Origin of the sequence: Myceligenerans crystallogenes (genome assembly GCF_039529775.1) — a bacterium.
GTDB lineage: Bacteria > Actinomycetota > Actinomycetes > Actinomycetales > Cellulomonadaceae > Myceligenerans > Myceligenerans crystallogenes.
In genome coordinates this window covers 1-17,663 of record NZ_BAAANL010000007.1, presented here as the reverse complement: position 1 = coordinate 17,663, position 17,663 = coordinate 1, and the positions used below count along the sequence as shown (strand labels likewise).

General features: G+C 73.1%; 12 protein-coding genes and 2 pseudogenes. 13 read left to right on the top strand and 1 reads right to left on the bottom strand.

The features are described from left to right. The first annotated feature begins 98 nt into the window (after positions 1–98). The 12 genes and pseudogenes from ABD208_RS16135 to ABD208_RS16080 all read left to right on the top strand — a co-directional run bounded on the left by ABD208_RS16135 (position 99) and on the right by ABD208_RS16080 (position 15,747). A complete protein-coding gene (locus tag ABD208_RS16135) occupies positions 99–1,280 on the top strand; it encodes a site-2 protease family protein (RefSeq protein WP_344104845.1) in 1,182 nt (393 codons plus the stop codon). A gap of 29 nt (positions 1,281–1,309) precedes the next feature. After that, positions 1,310–2,386, top strand: a complete 1,077-nt coding sequence (locus tag ABD208_RS16130) for a tRNA (adenine-N1)-methyltransferase (protein WP_425561119.1) — start codon at positions 1,310–1,312, stop codon at positions 2,384–2,386. Positions 2,387–2,623: 237 nt separating this feature from the next. After that, a complete protein-coding gene (gene arc / locus ABD208_RS16125) occupies positions 2,624–4,285 on the top strand; it encodes a proteasome ATPase (protein ID WP_344104843.1) in 1,662 nt (553 codons plus the stop codon). 144 nt (positions 4,286–4,429) lie between these two features. After that, the gene (gene dop, locus ABD208_RS16120; protein ID WP_344105279.1) at positions 4,430–6,106 is read left to right on the top strand and encodes a depupylase/deamidase Dop; all 1,677 of its coding nucleotides are present in this window, start codon (positions 4,430–4,432) and stop codon (positions 6,104–6,106) included. Positions 6,107–6,155: 49 nt separating this feature from the next. After that, a complete protein-coding gene (locus ABD208_RS16115; protein WP_344104841.1) occupies positions 6,156–6,353 on the top strand; it encodes a ubiquitin-like protein Pup in 198 nt (65 codons plus the stop codon). Further along, positions 6,354–7,244 (top strand): proteasome subunit beta, encoded by an 891-nt coding sequence (prcB, locus tag ABD208_RS16110; RefSeq protein WP_344104839.1) that lies wholly within the window; start codon positions 6,354–6,356, stop codon positions 7,242–7,244. Further along, positions 7,241–7,942 (top strand): annotated as a pseudogene (gene prcA, locus ABD208_RS16105) (proteasome subunit alpha); the annotation flags it as partial. The gene prcB and the pseudogene prcA, both read left to right, overlap by 4 nt. A gap of 413 nt (positions 7,943–8,355) precedes the next feature. Next, positions 8,356–9,717, top strand: coding sequence for a Pup--protein ligase (gene pafA / locus ABD208_RS16100; RefSeq protein ID WP_344104837.1), 1,362 nt, complete (start codon positions 8,356–8,358; stop codon positions 9,715–9,717). A gap of 57 nt (positions 9,718–9,774) precedes the next feature. Further along, positions 9,775–10,707: an FKBP-type peptidyl-prolyl cis-trans isomerase gene (locus ABD208_RS16095; protein WP_344104835.1), complete on the top strand. Its 933-nt coding sequence runs from the start codon at positions 9,775–9,777 to the stop codon at positions 10,705–10,707. Between the two features lies 1 nt (position 10,708). Then, the gene (gene hisF / locus ABD208_RS16090) at positions 10,709–11,503 is read left to right on the top strand and encodes an imidazole glycerol phosphate synthase subunit HisF (RefSeq protein WP_344104833.1); all 795 of its coding nucleotides are present in this window, start codon (positions 10,709–10,711) and stop codon (positions 11,501–11,503) included. 315 nt (positions 11,504–11,818) lie between these two features. Beyond that, a complete protein-coding gene (locus tag ABD208_RS16085) occupies positions 11,819–13,699 on the top strand; it encodes an ABC transporter ATP-binding protein (RefSeq protein WP_344105277.1) in 1,881 nt (626 codons plus the stop codon). Next, entirely contained in the window at positions 13,696–15,747 is a 2,052-nt protein-coding gene (locus ABD208_RS16080) for an ABC transporter ATP-binding protein (RefSeq protein WP_344104830.1), read from the top strand. The genes ABD208_RS16085 and ABD208_RS16080 overlap by 4 nt, the downstream gene beginning before the upstream one ends. 111 nt (positions 15,748–15,858) lie before the next feature. On the opposite strand, the gene ABD208_RS16075 is transcribed toward ABD208_RS16080, so the two are convergent. After that, positions 15,859–16,869: an NAD-dependent epimerase/dehydratase family protein gene (locus tag ABD208_RS16075; protein ID WP_344104828.1), complete on the bottom strand. Its 1,011-nt coding sequence runs from the start codon at positions 16,867–16,869 to the stop codon at positions 15,859–15,861. A 262-nt stretch (positions 16,870–17,131) separates the two neighbouring features. On the opposite strand from ABD208_RS16075, the pseudogene hisI reads away from it, so the two are divergent. After that, positions 17,132–17,509: pseudogene (gene hisI, locus ABD208_RS16070) on the top strand (phosphoribosyl-AMP cyclohydrolase); the annotation flags it as partial. Positions 17,510–17,663: the final 154 nt, after the last annotated feature.

Sequence of the window (17,663 nt, the reverse complement as noted above, 5' to 3'; positions counted from 1 at the left end):
GCGACAACCCTAGGCGGGGTGACCGACACTCCCGGGAGTTATCCACAGGCGCGCCGTGAGCTGCTCGTCCTGTCCGCACCGGCGGATACGCTAACCGGGTGAACTCCACGCCACCGGCCCGGTCCGCACCCCCTCGCTCTCGCGGCTGGACGATCGGCCGCATCGCCGGGGCGCCGGTCATCGTGACCCCGTCGTGGTTCCTTGCCGCCGCCGTGCTGACCTTCGTCATCGCGCCCTCGGTGAGCAGGCAGCTGCCCGATCTCGGCTGGACCGCCTACCTCGTGGCCGCGGCGTTCGTGATCATGCTGTTCGCGTCGGTGTTCCTGCACGAGGTCGCCCACGCGCTGGTCGCCCGCGCCCGCGGCCAGGAGGTGCACGAGCTCGCCATCAACCTCTGGGGCGGCCACACGGCCTACTCCGGGGGTATGTCGCGCCCCGCCGACGGCCTGCTCGTCGCCGTCGTCGGCCCGCTGACCAACCTCGCGCTCGCGCTGATCGGCTGGTTCGCCTTCCTGCTCCGTCAGGAGCAGGGCCTGGACGTGCCGACCCTCCTGCTCCTCGCGGTCACGGCCTCGAACGCCTTCGTCGGCCTGTTCAACCTGCTGCCGGGCCTGCCGCTGGACGGCGGCCAGATCCTGGAGGCAGTCGTCTGGCGCGTCACCGGATCGCGGAGCAAGGGCACCGTCGTGGCGGGCTGGACCGGGCGGATCATCGCCGTCGGCGTGGTCGCCTGGGCCATCGTGTGGCCCCTGGTGGCCGGCGTCGCGCCCGACCTCTACCAGGTGGCGTTCTCCGTGCTCGTCGCGGGATTCCTCTGGTTCGGCGCCTCCGGCGCGATCGCGGGCGCCAGGCGTCGCGACGCAGTCGCCGCCCTGCGCGCCGGCAGCCTGGCCACCAGCGCGGTCACGGTCCCGCTCGGCGCGACGGTCTCGGACGCGCTCGCGGCCCGTTCGGGCGCCGGGCCCCGGTACGGCGCGCGTGACGCGGGCCCGGTGCCGTACGTCGTCGTCGTCGGGCCAGACGGCGTCCCGCTGGCCCTCCTGGACGACGACGCCCTCGGCTCCGTCCCTCCCGAGGCCCGCGGGACCACCCGGGTCGACGCCGTCGCCGTGCCGTTCGTCCCCAGCTCCGCCGTCGGCCCCGAGGTCGCCGGCCACGACCTCCTGCGCCACCTGGCGGCGTCGTCGGGCGGCGCCCGCCTCGTCCCGGTCGTCACCGACGGCCGCGTCACCGGCGTCCTCGACCTCGCCACGGTAGCCCGCGCGGTCCGCGGCACGTAGGTGGCGGGGCGCACGTAGGATGGTTCGTCGTGACTTCTCCGACCGATGAGCGTGCCGTGCGGTCCGACGGCGCCGACCCCCACCACCCGACGGCGACCGGCGCCGAGCTCCGCCGGGGGCCGTTCCGTGAGGGCGACAAGGTGCAGCTGACCGACCCCAAGGGGCGGATGCACACCATCACCCTCAAGCCCGGGGCGACGTTCCACACCCACAAGGGGTACTTCAAGCACGAGGACCTGCTGGGCAAGCCCGAGGGCTGGGTCGTCACGAACACCGAGGACGTCGAGTACCTGGCGCTGCGGCCGCTGCTGAACGACTACGTGCTGTCGATGCCGCGCGGCGCCGCCGTCGTCTACCCGAAGGACGCCGGGCAGATCGTCACGATGGCCGACATCTTCCCGGGCGCCCGGGTGGTCGAGGCGGGCGTGGGCTCCGGCGGGCTGACCCTGTCGCTGCTGCGCGCCGTCGGGGACACGGGCGAGCTGCACTCGATCGAGCGGCGGCCGGACTTCGCCGAGATCGCCGCGGGCAACGTGGAGACCTTCTTCGGCGGGCCGCACCCGGCCTGGCGCCTGCACACCGGGGATCTCGCGGACCGGCTGCCCGAGGTCGCGGGGCCGGGCACCGTCGACCGGGTGGTGCTCGACATGCTGGCCCCCTGGGAGAACATCGGCGTGGTCGCCGACGCGCTCGTCCCGGGCGGGGTGCTGATCTGCTACGTCGCCACAGCCACCCAGCTCTCCCGGACCGCCGAGGACCTGCGGACCTCCGGCCGGTTCGCCGAACCGGTGGCCTTCGAGACGATGGTGCGCGGCTGGCACCTGGAGGGCCTGGCCGTCCGCCCGCAGCACCGCATGATCGGGCACACCGGCTTCCTGATCACCGCGCGGCGGCTGGCCGACGGCGTCGTGCCGCCCGAGCGCAAGCGCCGCCCCGCCAAGAGCGCCAAGACGGAGCGCGCCACCGAGCACGGCGCGGCGGCGGACCAGGCCGTCGATCCGGCGTGGGCGGAGGAGTGGAGCGAGGAGGTGCTCGGCGAGCGTCCCGTGACGGACAAGAAGATCCGGCGCGTGCGACGTGAGGTCGGCCGCCCGCCGGAGGAGTGACCGGCCGTCGGCCCGGTTCCCCGCCCGCCGGTCACGCCACGGCGAGCTGCGCTCCGCCGAGAGCGAACAGCCCGCAGGGCCCTGTTCTGCGTGAACTCGGTGTAACGATCGCGTACCTGGCGTGTCTCGGACGGCTGTTCGACCCCCGCGAGTGTCAGACACTGCGCATACAGTGCTGTTCTCGGAGGCGGTTCACGTCGTAGGGTCGCCTTCCGGGCCCTACCGAGAGGGGAAGCCATGACCGACAACACAGGTGGATACAACCTTCCCGATAACGGATCCTTGCCGAGCCGCGACTACGAGCGTCAGATCGCCCTCCTCTCCGCAAAGAACGAGCGCCTTGCCGAGGCGCTGCGGGCTGCCCGGGACCAGATCGTCGAGCTGAAGAAGCAGCTCGACGATCTCGCCAAGCCGCCGGGCACCTACGCCACCTTCCTCGGGGCTCACCCCGACGGGTCGGTGGACATCTCGTCGTCGGGCCGCAAGATGCACGTGGCGGCCAGTCCGAGCCTTGACGTGACCCGGCTGAGCCCGGGCCAGGAGGTCAAGCTCAACGAGGCGATGACGGTGGTCGCCGCCGGTGAGTACGAGCGCACCGGCGAGCTGGTCACGGTCAAGGAGCTGCTCGGCTCGGACCGCGTGCTCGTCGTCGGGCGGGCCGACGAGGAGCGCGTCGTGCGCCTCGCCGGCTCGGTCGCCGAGGAGGTGCTGCGGGTCGGTGACTCGCTCACCGTGGACACCCGCAGCGGCTTCGTCTTCGAGGTGGTGCCCAAGTCCGAGGTCGAGGAGCTGGTCCTCGAGGAGGTCCCGGACATCGACTACACCGACATCGGGGGTCTCGGCCCCCAGATCGAGGCGATCCGGGACGCCGTCGAGCTGCCGTTCGCCCACCCGGACCTGTTCCGCGAGCACGGGCTGCGCCCGCCCAAGGGCGTGCTGCTCTACGGCCCGCCCGGATGCGGCAAGACGCTCATCGCCAAGGCGGTGGCGCACTCGCTCGCCGGCATGGTCGCCAAGGCCAACGGCGGGGACCCGTCCCTGAAGAGCTACTTCCTCAACGTCAAGGGCCCCGAGCTGCTCAACAAGTACGTCGGCGAGACGGAGCGGCACATCCGCCTCATCTTCGCCCGCGCCCGGGAGAAGGCCTCCCAGGGCATGCCCGTGGTCGTCTTCTTCGACGAGATGGAGTCCCTGTTCCGCACGCGCGGCACGGGGCTGTCGTCCGACGTCGAGACCACGATCGTGCCGCAGCTCCTGGCGGAGATCGACGGCGTCGAACGGCTCGACAACGTCATCGTCATCGGTGCGTCCAACCGTGAGGACATGATCGACCCGGCGATCCTCCGCCCGGGCCGGCTCGACGTGAAGATCAAGATCGAGCGGCCCGACGCCGAGGGCGCCAAGGAGATCTTCGCGAAGTACCTCACCGAGGGCCTGCCGATCCACCCGGAGGACATCGCCGAGTACGGCGGCAACATGGCCGCGGCGCTGGACGGGATGATCACGTCGGTCGTGGAGCGCATGTACTCCGAGGAGGAGGAGAACCAGTTCCTCGAGGTCACCTACGCCTCGGGCGACAAGGAGACCCTGTTCTTCAAGGACTTCAACTCCGGCGCCATGATCCAGAACGTCGTGGACCGGGCCAAGAAGAACGCGATCAAGGACTTCCTCGCGACCGGCCAGAAGGGCATCCGCGTCGAGCACCTGCTCTCGGCCTGCGTGGACGAGTTCCAGGAGAACGAGGACCTGCCCAACACCACCAACCCGGACGACTGGGCGCGGATCAGCGGCAAGAAGGGCGAGCGCATCGTCTTCATCCGCACCATCGTCCAGAAGAAGGGCGAGGGGGCCGCGCCGCGCACGATCGACACGGTCCAGAACACCGGTCAGTACCTCTGAGACGAATGACGTGTCCCTGACAGTCGGCCCTGGCGGGCCCGGCCACCGCAACCGGCCGGGCCCGCCGAGCCCCTGGCTGTGGACGACGAGCAACCTGGTGGGCGTGAGCGACATAGGGTGGGTGATGTGAGCGTGCGTCGCGTGATGGGAATCGAGACCGAGTACGGCGTTCTGCAGCCGGGACGCCCCATGGCGAACCCGATGCTGCTGTCGAGCCAGGTGGTGACGACCTACCGTGCGCTCGCGGACCGCGAGGCCCGTGCGCACAGCCGCGCCCGCTGGGACTACGACGACGAGGACCCGCTGCAGGACGCGCGGGGCTTCCGGCTCGAGCAGGCGTCGGCGCATCCGTCGATGATCACGAACGACCCGTCCCGCCCCGTGCCCTCGGGCCCGACGACGGGCCAGATCCCGGCCGTGGGCGCGCGCCCCGGCACCGGGCAGATCCCGGTGGTGCGCGGCGGGCGGGCCTCGCCGCCGCAGGACGTGGAGCGCCCGGCGTCCGAGGAGTACGACGACCCGAGCGCCGCGAACGTCATCCTCACCAACGGCGCGCGGCTCTACGTGGACCACGCCCACCCGGAGTACTCCTCGCCCGAGGTCACCAACCCGGTCGACCTGGTGCGCTGGGACGTCGCGGGCGAGCGGGTCATGCTCGCCGCCGTGCGGGCGCTGGCGGTGATCCCGGGCAACGAGACGGTCCTGTACAAGAACAACGTGGACGGCAAGGGCGCCAGCTACGGCACGCACGAGAACTACCTCGTGGACCGGGCGCTGTCGTTCTCCACGCTCGCCGAGCTCATCACCCCGTTCCTGGTGACCCGCCAGGTGTTCACGGGCTCGGGCCGCGTCGGCCTGGGGGCCGCGGGTGGCCAGGCCGGCTACCAGCTCTCCCAGCGCGCGGACTACATCGAGGCCGAGATCGGCCTGGAGACCACCCTGCGCCGCCCCATCGTGAACACCCGCGACGAGCCGCACGCGGACCGGCAGCGCTGGCGCCGGCTGCACCTGATCATCGGCGACGCGAACTGCATGGAGGTGCCGACGTACCTCAAGGCGGGCACGACGTCGCTGCTGCTGTGGGTGCTGGAACACCTGGACGAGCTGTCCGACGCCGGGGTCGACGCCCGCGCGTTGCTCGGCTCGGTGCGCCTGGCGGACCCGGTCGCGGCGGTCCAGCGCGTCTCGCGCGACCTGGGCCTCGCCGCCCCGCTCGACCTCGCGGACGGCCGCACGATGACGGCGCTCGAGATCCAGCACGTGTTCGCCGACGTCGTGACCCGCTCGCTCAAGGCGCTGGGCAGCGACCCGGACTCCGACGCCGTGCTCGAGCGCTGGACCTCGGTGCTGGACCGGCTGGGCTCCGACCGCGACTCGTGCGCGCGCGAGGTGGAGTGGGTCGCGAAGCTCCGCCTGCTGGAGGGCCTGCGCCGCCGCGGCGGCCTGGAATGGGACCACCCCAAGCTGAGCGCCATGGACCTGCAGTGGTCGGACGTGCGGCCCGAGCGGGGGATCTACCAGCGCCTGCTGGCCAAGGGCGCCGTCGACCGCATCGTCGACGAGCCGTCCGTGGCCCGGGCGGTGAACCACCCGCCCACGGACACGCGGGCCTGGTTCCGCGGCGAGGTGATGGCGCGCTACGGCGACCAGGTCTCGGCCGCGAGCTGGGACTCGGTGATCTTCGACGTCGGCGGGCGGCAGACCCTCCAGCGCGTGCCGATGCTCGACCCGGCACGGGGAACCGAAGCGATCGTCGGTCCGTTGCTGGATGCAAGTCCCGATGCCGTGACCCTTTTACGAAGGCTCTCCGGTGAGGGATGATTCGTCAAACAGAAGTAATGTCTTAGCCTGAAACACCAAGGAGGCGATCATGGCAGGTCAGGAACGCATCAACCCGTCCCACGAAGACCGCACCCCGGACGACGACGCCGCCGACGCGCCAGTGCCCGCAGGCCAGGCGCAGCAGAAGGACGACGAGGTCGACGAGCTGCTCGACGAGATCGACGACGTGCTGGAGTCGAACGCCGAGTCGTTCGTCCGCGGCTTCGTGCAGAAGGGCGGTCAGTAGTTGGACGGCTTCGGCGGCGGCCGCTCGGGCCGCGAGAACGGACGGCTCCCGGACGCGTTCCTGCGCCCGGGTTCGTCGTCCTTCGTCGAGTTCCTGGCCGAGCACGCGCCGGATCGCCTGCCGGGTGCGCTCATGCGCGGGGCGGGCCACGGCGGCGTCGACCCGGCCGGGCTGACGGCCCACGCGACCACGATCGTCGCGGTGACGTTCGGCCCGCGGGCGTCCGGCGCCGGCGCCGGTAAGGCGTCCGGCGTCGTCATGGCCGGCGACCGCCGCGCGACGGCGGGCCCCATGATCGCGAGCCGGTCCATCGAGAAGGTGTTCCCCGCCGACGCGTACTCGGCGGTCGGCATGGCCGGCGCGGCCGGGATCGGCATCGAGCTGATCAAGCTCTACCAGCTCGAGCTGGAGCACTACGAGAAGATCGAGGGCTCCCTGCTCTCGCTGGAGGGCAAGGCGAACCGCCTGGCCACGATGCTGCGCGGGAACCTGCCCATGGCGATGCAGGGCCTCACGGTCGTGCCGCTGTTCGCGGGCTACGACCTCGACAAGGGCATCGGCCGGATCTTCTCGTACGACCCGACCGGCGGCTGCTACGAGGAGTACGAGCACCACGGCATCGGCTCCGGGTCGCTGTTCGCCCGTGGCGCGATGAAGAAGCTCTGGCAGCCCGGCCTGGACGCCGAAGGGGCGATCGCCGTCGCCGTCGAGGCGCTGTACGACGCCGCCGACGACGACTCGGCCACCGGTGGCCCCGACACCGTGCGCCGGATCTTCCCGGTCGTGGCCACGGTCACCGCCGACGGCTACTCCCGCCTGCCCGACGACGACGTCGCCGCCGTCGCCGAGCAGATCGTCGCCCAGCGGCGCCAGAGGGGGTCGATCGCATGAACATGCCCTTCTACGTCTCGCCCGAGCAGCTGATGAAGGACCGGGCGGACTTCGCCCGGAAGGGGATCGCCCGCGGCCGCTCCGTCGTCGTGGTCGCGTACGACGACGGCATCGCGTTCGCGACCGAGAACCCGTCCCGCGCGCTGCACAAGATCTCCGAGATCTACGACCGGATCGGGTTCGCCGCGGTCGGCAAGTACAACGAGTTCGAGAACCTGCGGGTGGCCGGGGTGCGCTACGCCGACCTGCGCGGCTACACCTACGACCGCTCGGACGTGACGGCCCGCGGCCTGGCCAACGCGTACGCGCAGATCCTGGGCACCGTGTTCATCACCGAGTCCAAGCCGCTGGAGGTGGAACTGGTCGTCGCGGAGGTGGGAGCCACCGCCGAGGAGGACCAGATCTACCGCCTCACCTACGACGGCACGGTCGCGGACGAGCACGCCCACGTGGTGATGGGCGGCCAGGCCGAGCAGCTCGGCCGCAAGGTCTCCGACGGCTGGCGCGAGGGCATGTCGCTCGCGGAGGTGCTGCGGCTCGCGGTCAGCGCGCTCGGCTCGTCCGACGCGCCCGCCGGCCAGCGCACCATCGAACCGCACCAGCTCGAGGTCGCGGTGCTGGAGCGGTCCCGGCCGCGCCGCGCGTTCCGGCGGCTGACCAAGCAGGCGCTCGCGGAGCTGCTGGCGGCGCCGGCGGGCGGCGACGAGACCCCGGGGTCCGCGGCGAAGCCGCAGGCCGCGGAGGCTCCCGGCGCCGTCGCGGACGACACCGCCGGCGCTCCGGCGCAGGCCCCGGCAGAGACTCCCGACGACACCACGGCGCCGTCGGCCGAGGACGCGCCAACCGAGGACGCGCCAGCCAAGGACACGGCCGCCGAGGACGCCTCAACCGAGGACGCGTCCGCCGAGGACGCGGCGGCGAAGCCGGCGGGGGGCACCGCGAAACCCGCCGGGGACGCGGACCCGCCGTCCACGCCCGGGAACGGCCGGGACCCCGCCGCCGGGGAGCCGCCTCAGGACTGATCGCGGCCGCACGCCACCCACCACCGCCCGGCCGCCGGGCGGCTCGGGACACAGTTGTCACCGTACGAACGCGACCGGGAGGTACCGCCATGGACCGCAGGATCTTCGGACTCGAGACCGAGTACGGCGTGACGTGCGCCGCCGACGACGGGCGCGGCCTCTCGGCCGACGAGGTGGCCCGCTACCTGTTCCGCAAGGTCGTGGCGTGGGGACGCAGCTCCAACGTGTTCCTGCGCAACGGCTCGCGGCTGTATCTCGACGTCGGCTCGCATCCCGAGTACGCGACCGCGGAGTGCGACGACGTGCGGCAGCTCGTCGCGTACGACCGCGGCGGCGAGCGGATCCTGGAGGGCCTGGTCGCGGACGCGCAGCAGCGACTGGAGCACGAGGACCTGCCGGGCCGGATCCACCTGTTCAAGAACAACACGGATTCGGCCGGCAACTCCTACGGCTGCCACGAGAACTACCTGGTGCGGCGCGGCGGGGACTTCGCGCGGCTGAGCGACGTGCTGGTGCCGTTCCTGATCACCCGGCAGATCCTGGTGGGCGCGGGCAAGGTGCTGGCCACGCCGCGCGGGGCGGTGTTCTGCCTGTCGCAGCGGGCGGACCACATCTGGGAGGCCGTGTCGTCCGCGACGACGCGGTCGCGGCCCATCATCAACACCCGCGACGAGCCGCACGCCGACGCCGAGCACTACCGCCGGCTGCACGTCATCGTGGGCGACTCGTCGATGGCGGAGCCGACGACGATGCTCAAGGTGGGCTCGACCGACCTCGTGCTGCGGCTGGTCGAGGCGGGCCTGCCGCTGCGCGACCTCAGCCTGGAGAACCCGATCCGGGCGATCCGCGAGATCAGCCACGACAAGACCGGCAAGCACGCGGTGACGCTCGCGAACGGCCGCTCCATGACCGCCGTCGAGATCCAGATGGAGTACTACGAGCGCGTGCGGGACTTCATCGAGGCGCACGGCGACCCGACGCCCGTGGTCAAGCAGGTGCTCGACCTGTGGGAGCGCGGGCTGCGCGCGCTGGAGACCGAGAACCTGTCCCTCGTGGACCGCGAGCTGGACTGGGTCATCAAGCTCAAGCTCATCGAGCGCTACCAGGCCAAGCACGACCTGACGCTGGACGATCCCCGCATCGCCCGCCTCGACCTGGCCTACCACGACATCTCGCGCACCGAGGGCCTGTACAACATGCTGGCGGCGCGCGGCATGGTGGAGCGCGTGACGACGGACCTGGAGATCTTCGAGTCGACGGCGGTCCCGCCGCAGACCACGCGCGCCAAGCTGCGCGGCGACTTCGTGCGCGCCGCGCAGGACGCCCGCCGTGACTACACCGTCGACTGGGTGCACCTGAAGCTCAACGACCAGGCCCAGCGCACGGTCCTGTGCAAGGACCCGTTCCGCAACGTGGACGAGCGCGTGGAGCGCCTCATCGAGTCGATGTAGGGCCGTGCTGCCCCGGGCGGCCGGGGGGCGGCCGGTGAGTCCGGGTAACATCGCCGGGTGCTCCGCCGACTGCTCGCCCTCCTGACGTGCTCCGGGCTCGCCGTCGTCGCGGCCGGTTGCACGCCCGCGACCCTGCCGGTCGACATCGTCCCGTCGCCGTCGCCCACCGTCACGCAGGCGCCGCTCGACGTCGACGGCGAACCGGGAAACCCGCCGAAGCTCACGTACGAGAAGCCGTTCGAGGTGGTCGCCCCGGCGTCGGGCACCGTCTGGCCCGGCACGGGCGACCGCCTCGAACGCGACGACCCGCTGCTGCTCAACCTCTACGCCGAGGACGGCCGCGACGGCACCGAGCTGCAGAACACGTTCCGCAGCGCCGCCTCGCCGTACACGATGACCGAGAGCTCGCTCGGGAACCACCTGTTCGAGGCGCTGGAGGGCAAGCGCGTCGGCACCCGGATCCAGCTCATGGAGCAGGACGAGGGCGTGCCCGTGCTGCTCGTCGTCGACGTGCTGCCCACGCGCGCGTCCGGCACGGAGCTGCCCGGCCCGCCGGACCCGCTGCCGCAGGTCACCCGCGACGAACTGGGCGAGCCGAGCATCCGGGTCCCGCGCGGCGCCAGGCCGCCGTCGTCCCTCGAGGTGGTGCCGCTGATCCAGGGCGGCGGCCGGCAGGTGGAGCGCGGGCACGTCGTCACCGTCGAGATCCACGCCGTGACCTGGTCGGACGGGCGGGTCGTGGAGTCGACCTGGACCGAGGGCACCCCGCCGCAGTCCGCCCAGGTGGGCATCGGCGCGCTCATCGAGGGCTGGGACACCGGGCTCGTGCAGCAGCCGGTGGGCTCGCAGGTGATGCTGGTCGTCCCGCCCGACCTGGCGTACGCGGGCACCAAGAACCCGCTGGCCGGGGAGACACTGGTGTACGTCATCGACATCCTGGACGCGCACAAGCCCGTGCAGGCCGAGCCGAAGCCGAAGAAGAAGGGCTGACATGTCCGTCGCCATCCGCGTGATCCCCTGCCTCGACGTCGACGCCGGACGCGTCGTCAAGGGGGTCAACTTCCAGAACCTGCGCGACGCCGGCGACCCGGTCGAGCTCGCGGCCCGGTACGACGCCGAGGGCGCGGACGAGCTGACGTTCCTCGACGTCTCGGCGTCGTCGGCCGGGCGGGAGACGACGGTCGACGTCGTGCGCCGCACCGCCGAGCAGGTGTTCGTGCCGCTGACGGTCGGCGGCGGGATCCGGACGGTCGACGACGTCGACCGGATGCTGCGCGCGGGCGCCGACAAGGTCGGCGTCAACACCGCCGCGATCGCCCGGCCCGAGCTGATCTCGGAGATCGCGGGCCGGTTCGGGTCGCAGGTGCTCGTGCTGAGCGTGGACGCGCGCCGCGTGCCCGGGGGCGCCACGGCAGGTGCGACGACAGGCGCGGACCTGCCGTCCGGCTACGAGGTCACCACGCACGGCGGCCGCCGGGGCACCGGGATCGACGCCGTCGAGTGGGCCGAGAAGGCGGCCGCTCTCGGCGCGGGCGAGATCCTGCTCAACTCGATGGACGCCGACGGCACGGCCGGCGGGTTCGACCTGGAGATGCTGCGCGACGTGCGCGAGCGCGTCAGCGTCCCGCTCATCGCCTCGGGCGGCGCGGGCAAGCCCGCGGACTTCGTCGCGGCCGCGCAGGCGGGAGCCGACGCCGTGCTCGCCGCGAGCGTCTTCCACTTCGGCACGCTGACGATCGGCCAGGTCAAGGACGAGATGCGCGGGGCGGGGCTGGAGATCCGCTGACCCGGCCCGCCGCGCCGGGTCCCCGCCCCGCGACCGGCCCCGCCCCGCGGCCGGTTGACCTCAACATTAGTTGAGGTTCTACCGTCGGTCATGCCCAGGGCGTAAAAGCTTCGAATCGATTCCCCGGGCGTGAGAAGATCGATTCATCCCCTGACGGAAGCGAGTCTCGCCGTGCCCTCAGCCGCGCCACGAACTGGTCCGGAACGCAGCGTCCCCAGAGGCCGACGGGGTAGCCGCCCCGGGCCTGCCCCCGCGCCGGGGGTGGTCCCCGATCCCGTGCGGAGCCACCTGAGGACCGGGCACGCGTTCGTCCCCATGGCGCTGACCGGCTCGCGCCTGCGGCGGTCGATGGCCCTGATGTGGCGCGGGATGCGCGCGCACCCGTGGACGTACGTGCTCGCCGTCGCGACCTCCGCGGCGTTCGGCGCGCTCACCGTCGCCGTCAGCCGGGCGGTCGGCTGGGCGACCGACGCCGTCGTCGTCCCGGCGATCGCCGGCGAGGCCCAGGCGCGCGAGCAGATCTGGCTCGCCGGCGCCGTGCTGGCCGGCGTCGCCGCCACGCTCGCGCTCGCCGTCGCGGGGCGCCGCATCTGGGCGGCCTACGGCGTCGCCGACAACATGGCGGACCACCGCAGCGCCCTGACCAGCCAGTACCTCCGCCTGCCCCTGTCCTGGCACCGCGCGCACGCGCCGGGGCAGCTGCTCAACCACGCGACGTCGGACACCGAGGCGGCCACGGGCGTGTTCAACCCGCTGCCGTTCGCGCTCGGCGTGGTGGTCATGATCGTCACGGCCGTGGCGATGCTCGTGGACATCGACCTGTGGCTGGCCCTCGCGGCCCTGGTCGTCCTCCCGCTCACCGTGATCGCGAACGCGGTCTACCAGCGCTACATGTCCCCGGCCGTCACGCGCGCCCAGCAGCTGCGGGGCGACGTCGCCGACGTCGCGCACGAGTCCTTCGAGGCCGCGCTCCTGATCAAGGCGCTCGGTACCGAGGGCCGGGAGGAGTCCCGGTTCGGGCGGACGGCGGCCGAGCTGCGGGCCGCGAACATCCGGGTCGGCGTCGTGCGCGCGATCTTCGACCCCGTCATCCAGAACCTGCCCGCCATCGGCACCCTCGCCGTGCTCGTGGTCGGCACCTGGCGGGCCTCGGTGGGCGGCGTGGCGGCGGGCGACGTCGTCTCGGCGTCGTACCTGCTGACGATGATGACCGTGCCGCTCATGTCGTTCGGCTGGGTGCTCGGCGAGCTGCCGCGCGGGCTGGTCGGGTACGAGCGCATCGCCGACGTCGTCGACGCCGGCGGCGAACTCACGTACGGCAGCGGCACGCTGCCCGCCGACGGAACGGGCCTCGGCGTGCGGTTCGCGCGGGTCGAGGTCGACGTCGAGACGGCCGGCGGGCCCCGCACCCTGCTGCGCGACATCGACCTGGAGATCCCCGCGGGGTCCACGGTCGCCGTCGTCGGGCCGACCGGCGCCGGGAAGACCACGCTGGTCTCGCTGCTGGCACGGCTGTCCGACCCCACGCGCGGCCAGGTGCTGCTCGACGGCGCCGACGCGCGCGAACTCGCCGCGGGCGAGGTCTCCGCGCACGTCGCGCTCGTCGCGCAGACCACGTTCGTCTTCGAGGACACCGTCCGCGCCAACATCACGCTGGCCGACGCCGGCGACGCTGCGGCGCCGTCCGACGACGAGGTCTGGGAGGCCCTGCGCCTCGCGCGCCTCGACGAGACGATCCGCGAGCACCCCGACGGCCTCGACGCCCCGCTCGGCGAGCGCGGCGCCAACCTGTCCGGCGGCCAGCGCCAGCGCCTCGCCATCGCCCGGGCCCTGGTCCGCAAGCCGCGGCTGCTCGTGCTCGACGACGCGACCAGCGCCGTCGACCCGCGCGTCGAGCAGGCGATCCTGCGCGGGCTCGCCGAGCAGTCCGGGGGTGACGACGGCGCCCCCGGTGCGGCGCAGGGCCCCGGCGCGGTGACCGTGGTCATGGTCGCCTACCGCATGAGCTCGGTGGCGCTCGCCGACACCGTCGTGCACCTGGAGGACGGCGCCGTCGTCGACATCGGGACGCACGACGAGCTGATGGCCCGGGACCCGGGGTACCGCGAGCTCGCCACGGCCTACGAGGCCGAGACCGAGCGGCGGGAGCAGGCCGCACGCGACGAACTCGACGAACTGCAGGAGGCCGCCCGATGAGCACCACGACCGCGGAACGCGAGGCCCCGGAGGAGATCTCCGAGGACGAGCTCGACGCCAACGGCGCCCGCATCGAGTCGGTGAGCAGCCTGGGCATGTTCGCCACGCTGCGGCGCGGGCTGCGGCTGTCGCCCGAGATGCTGCGGGGGATCTGGGTCACGCTGGCGCTCGCCGTCGTCGGGACGGTCGGCAAGGTCGTGGTCCCGCTGGCGGTGCAGCGCACCATCGACGACGGCATCCTGGCGGCCGGCGGGCCGGACACCAGCCAGGTGCTCGCGCTCGCGGGATACGCCACCCTGGCCCTGATCGTGGCGGGCGCGTGCGCCTCGCTGGTCAGCATCCGGATGTTCAAGGCGACCGAGGCGGGCCTGGTGACGCTCCGCACGCGCGCGTTCCGGCACGTGCACGACCTGTCGACCCTCACCCAGAACACGGAGCGACGCGGCGCGCTCGTCTCGCGCGTGACCAACGACGTCGACACCATCTCCATGTTCATGCAGTTCGGCGGGATCATGCTGGTGGTCAGCCTGCTGCAGATCGTCGTCGCCACGGGGGTGATGCTCTGGTACTCGCCGATCCTGACGGCCGCGGTGTGGCTGTGCTTCGTGCCGATGTTCTGGTTCATGCGGGTGGGGCAGCGCAAGGTGAGCGCGGCGTACACGCAGGTGCGTGAGCGCACGGGCGCGATGCTCGGCGCGATCAGCGAGGCCGTGGTGGGCGCCGAGACGGTGCGCAGTTACGGGGTCGCGGGCCGGACCGGGCGGCGGATCGCGGGCGCGGTCGACGCCGCGCGGCACGCGCACCGCGGGGCGTTCCGGATCGTGGCGCTCGTGTTCTCGTCGGGGGTGTTCGTCGCGAACTTCGTGCTGGCCGTGGTGGTCGTGCTGGGGGCGTGGCTCGGGATCGGCGGCACGCTGAGCGCGGGCGAGATCGTGGCGTTCCTGTTCCTGGTGCAGCTGTTCACCGGCCCGGTGCAGATGGGCACGGAGATCCTCAACGAGATGCAGAACGCCCTGGCGGGCTGGCGGCGGGTGATCGCCGTCATCGACACGCCGGTCGAGGTGCGCGAGGCCGCCGACGCCGTGGACCTGCCGCGCGGGCCCGCGCGCGTGGCGCTGCGGGACGTGCGGTTCGCGTACTCGGGCGGGCCGGACGTGCTGCACGGGGTGTCGCTCGACCTGCCGCCGCGCACCCGGGTGGCCGTGGTGGGCCAGACGGGTTCGGGCAAGACGACGATCGCGAAGCTCGTCACGCGCCTGATGGACCCGATCGAGGGCGTGGTCGAGCTCGACGGGACGGACCTGCGGAAGGTCTCGTTCGCGTCGCTGCGCGAGCGCGTCGTGCTGGTGCCGCAGGAGGGCTTCCTGTTCGACGGCACGGTGCTGGAGAACGCGGCGTACGGTCTGCGGCGCACGACGACGGCGGGCGGGGCCGCGGGCGAGGGCTCCGGCCCGGCGTCGTCGGGCATCGACCGGCCGACGGGGTCGGGCACGGACCGGCTGGCGGCGCCGGGCACGGACCGGCCGGCGTCGTCGGGCATCGACCGGCCGGCGGGGTCGGGTACGGACCGGCCGACGTCGTCGGGTACGGACCGGCCGGCGTCATCGAACGGCGAACCGACCGATGCGGACCGCGCACTGGTCGCGGCCGCGTTCGCGGAGCTCGGGCTGACCGACTGGCTCGAGGGCCTGCCGGACGGGCTGGACACCCCGGTCGGGCAGCGCGGCGAGGCGCTGAGCGCGGGCGAGCGGCAGCTCGTCGCCATCGCGCGGGCGTTCCTGGCGGCGCCCGACCTGCTGGTCCTGGACGAGGCGACGTCCGCCGTCGACCCGGCGGCGGAGGTGCGCATCGCCCGGGCCCTGGACTCCCTCACGGCGGGCCGCTCCACCATTACCATCGCCCACCGCCTCTCGACGGCCGAGGCGGCGGACCTGGTGGTCGTCGTCGACGCGGGCCACGTCGCGGAGGTCGGCCCGCACGCCGAGCTGGTGGCGGCAGATGGCATCTACTCCCGCATGCACGCCAGCTGGGTGTCCCAGACCCGCTGAGGTCCTGAAAAGGCAGGCAGTGCGGTCGGCCCGATGTCAGTGCGGTCGTTCTCTCAAGCGACCGACTGCACTGACATCGGACCGACCAGGACCGGCAACCGGCCGACCACATCATCTGGCGGCGGGCGATGCCCAGGGGTGCACCTCGGTGAGCAGTTCCAGTTCCTCGGGGCGCGTCAACCCGGTGACCCGCGCGTCCGGGGTCTCCAGGATCCAGCGGAGGGTGTCGCGGGCCGTCTCGCCGACCGGCCGTGTCCGGAGCCCGGCGGCGTGCGCCGGTGCGGGGTCGTGGGCGAGAAATCCCGACCAGCCCGGGTCGTCGATCCACAGGGGGAGCGAGCGCGGGCCCGACCATGCGGCGACGTCGTGCGCCGTGAGCGTCTCGGCGGGGACGGGCGCGAGCTGTGGCATCGTGCCCGTCCCCGCGGCGATCTGGGCCAGGAGCTCGGATCTCGGGACAGGCGGCCCGACGGCGTCGAACACGCCCTCGAGCCTCTGCTCGGCGGCGTCGACGACCCAGGCGGCGAGGTCACGCACGTCGATGACCTGCACCGGCTGGTCGACCGGCTCCGGAACGATCACGGGCCGCCCGTCGGCCGCGGCCTCCGCGAACCGCGCCGGCCAGTAGGCGAACCGCCCGGACGGGTCCCCGGGCCCGACGACGAGCCCCGGCCGCAGCACCACCGCGGACCGGGTGCCGTCGCGGACGATGTTCTCGCAGGCCACCTTCATCCCGCCGTAGGTCTCGGATCCCGCGGCGGGATTCAGGTCGTCCTCGATCGGGTCGAGCAGCGGCAGGGTGTCCGGCGTGCCGCCCGCCGTCGCGACGTCGCCGTAGACGCTGATCGTCGAGACGAACGTCCAGTGCGCGCCGGGAAACCCCGCCACGGCGCGCCGCACGTGCGACGGGATCCGCGCCACGTCGACGACGGCGTCCGGCCGCAGCTCCGCCAGCTCGGCGGGCAGCTCCTCGCCCCGGTCCCAGCGGACCAGCGCCGCACCGCCGGGCACGGAACCGCTCACCCCGCGCGCCGCGCACACGACGTCGTGCCCCCGCCCGACGGCCTCCTCGGCGACGGCACGCGACAGGAAGACGGTTCCACCCAGCACGAGCATCCTCATCCCGCGAGTCAACCAAGCGCCGCCGGCCGCCGGCGACCGCTTCTGCCACGGGCAGAAGGGCGGCGGGCAGCCGCGCGACGCCGCCGCTCGTGGTGGACTGCCGCGCGGCTGCCGCACAGACCGGCGCCCGCGCGACGCCGCCGCTCGTGGTCGACCGCCGCACGGCTGCCGCGCGGCTGCCGCACGGACCGGCGCCCGCCCGACGCTGCCGCTCGTGCTGGACCGGCGCACGGCCGCCGGGCAGAAGTGGCAGGATTCTCACGTGCAAGATTCTCCGTCTGCCGCAGGTGTCCCGCTCGATCCCGCAGTCGCCGCCCGGCTCAAGCGGGACGACGGCGGGCTGGTCGCCGCGATCGTCCAGCAGTACGACACGCGCGAGGTGCTCATGCTCGGCTGGATGGACGACGAGGCGCTGCGGCGCACGCTGACCACCGGCCGGGTCACCTTCTGGTCCCGCTCGCGCGGCGAGTACTGGCGCAAGGGCGACACGTCGGGCCACGCGCAGTACGTCAAGCGCGTCAGCATCGACTGCGACGGCGACGCCCTGCTCGTCGAGGCGGACCAGGTGGGCGCGGCCTGCCACACCGGGACCCGGACGTGCTTCGAGGCGGGCGGCGACCTCGGCGCGATCCCGGCCGACCGCCCCGCGACCCCGGCCGACCGCCCCGCGATCCCGGCCGACCGCCCCGCGACCCCGGCCGGCCGGCCCGCGGCGCCGGGCGGCCCCGCCGCACCCGCCCCCCCGCCGGCCGGCGCCCCGGGGGGCACCCGGTGGCCCAGCAGACCACCGCCCC

Coding starts and splice junctions, on each gene's coding strand:
- ABD208_RS16075 (WP_344104828.1), bottom strand. CDS start 16,869: ATGAGGATGCTCGTGCTGGGTGGAACCGTCTTCCTGTCGCGTGCCGTC.
- pafA (WP_344104837.1), top strand. CDS start 8,356: ATGGACCGCAGGATCTTCGGACTCGAGACCGAGTACGGCGTGACGTGC.
- hisF (WP_344104833.1), top strand. CDS start 10,709: ATGTCCGTCGCCATCCGCGTGATCCCCTGCCTCGACGTCGACGCCGGA.
- dop (WP_344105279.1), top strand. CDS start 4,430: ATGGGAATCGAGACCGAGTACGGCGTTCTGCAGCCGGGACGCCCCATG.
- arc (WP_344104843.1), top strand. CDS start 2,624: ATGACCGACAACACAGGTGGATACAACCTTCCCGATAACGGATCCTTG.
- ABD208_RS16085 (WP_344105277.1), top strand. CDS start 11,819: ATGGCGCTGACCGGCTCGCGCCTGCGGCGGTCGATGGCCCTGATGTGG.
- ABD208_RS16080 (WP_344104830.1), top strand. CDS start 13,696: ATGAGCACCACGACCGCGGAACGCGAGGCCCCGGAGGAGATCTCCGAG.
- ABD208_RS16115 (WP_344104841.1), top strand. CDS start 6,156: ATGGCAGGTCAGGAACGCATCAACCCGTCCCACGAAGACCGCACCCCG.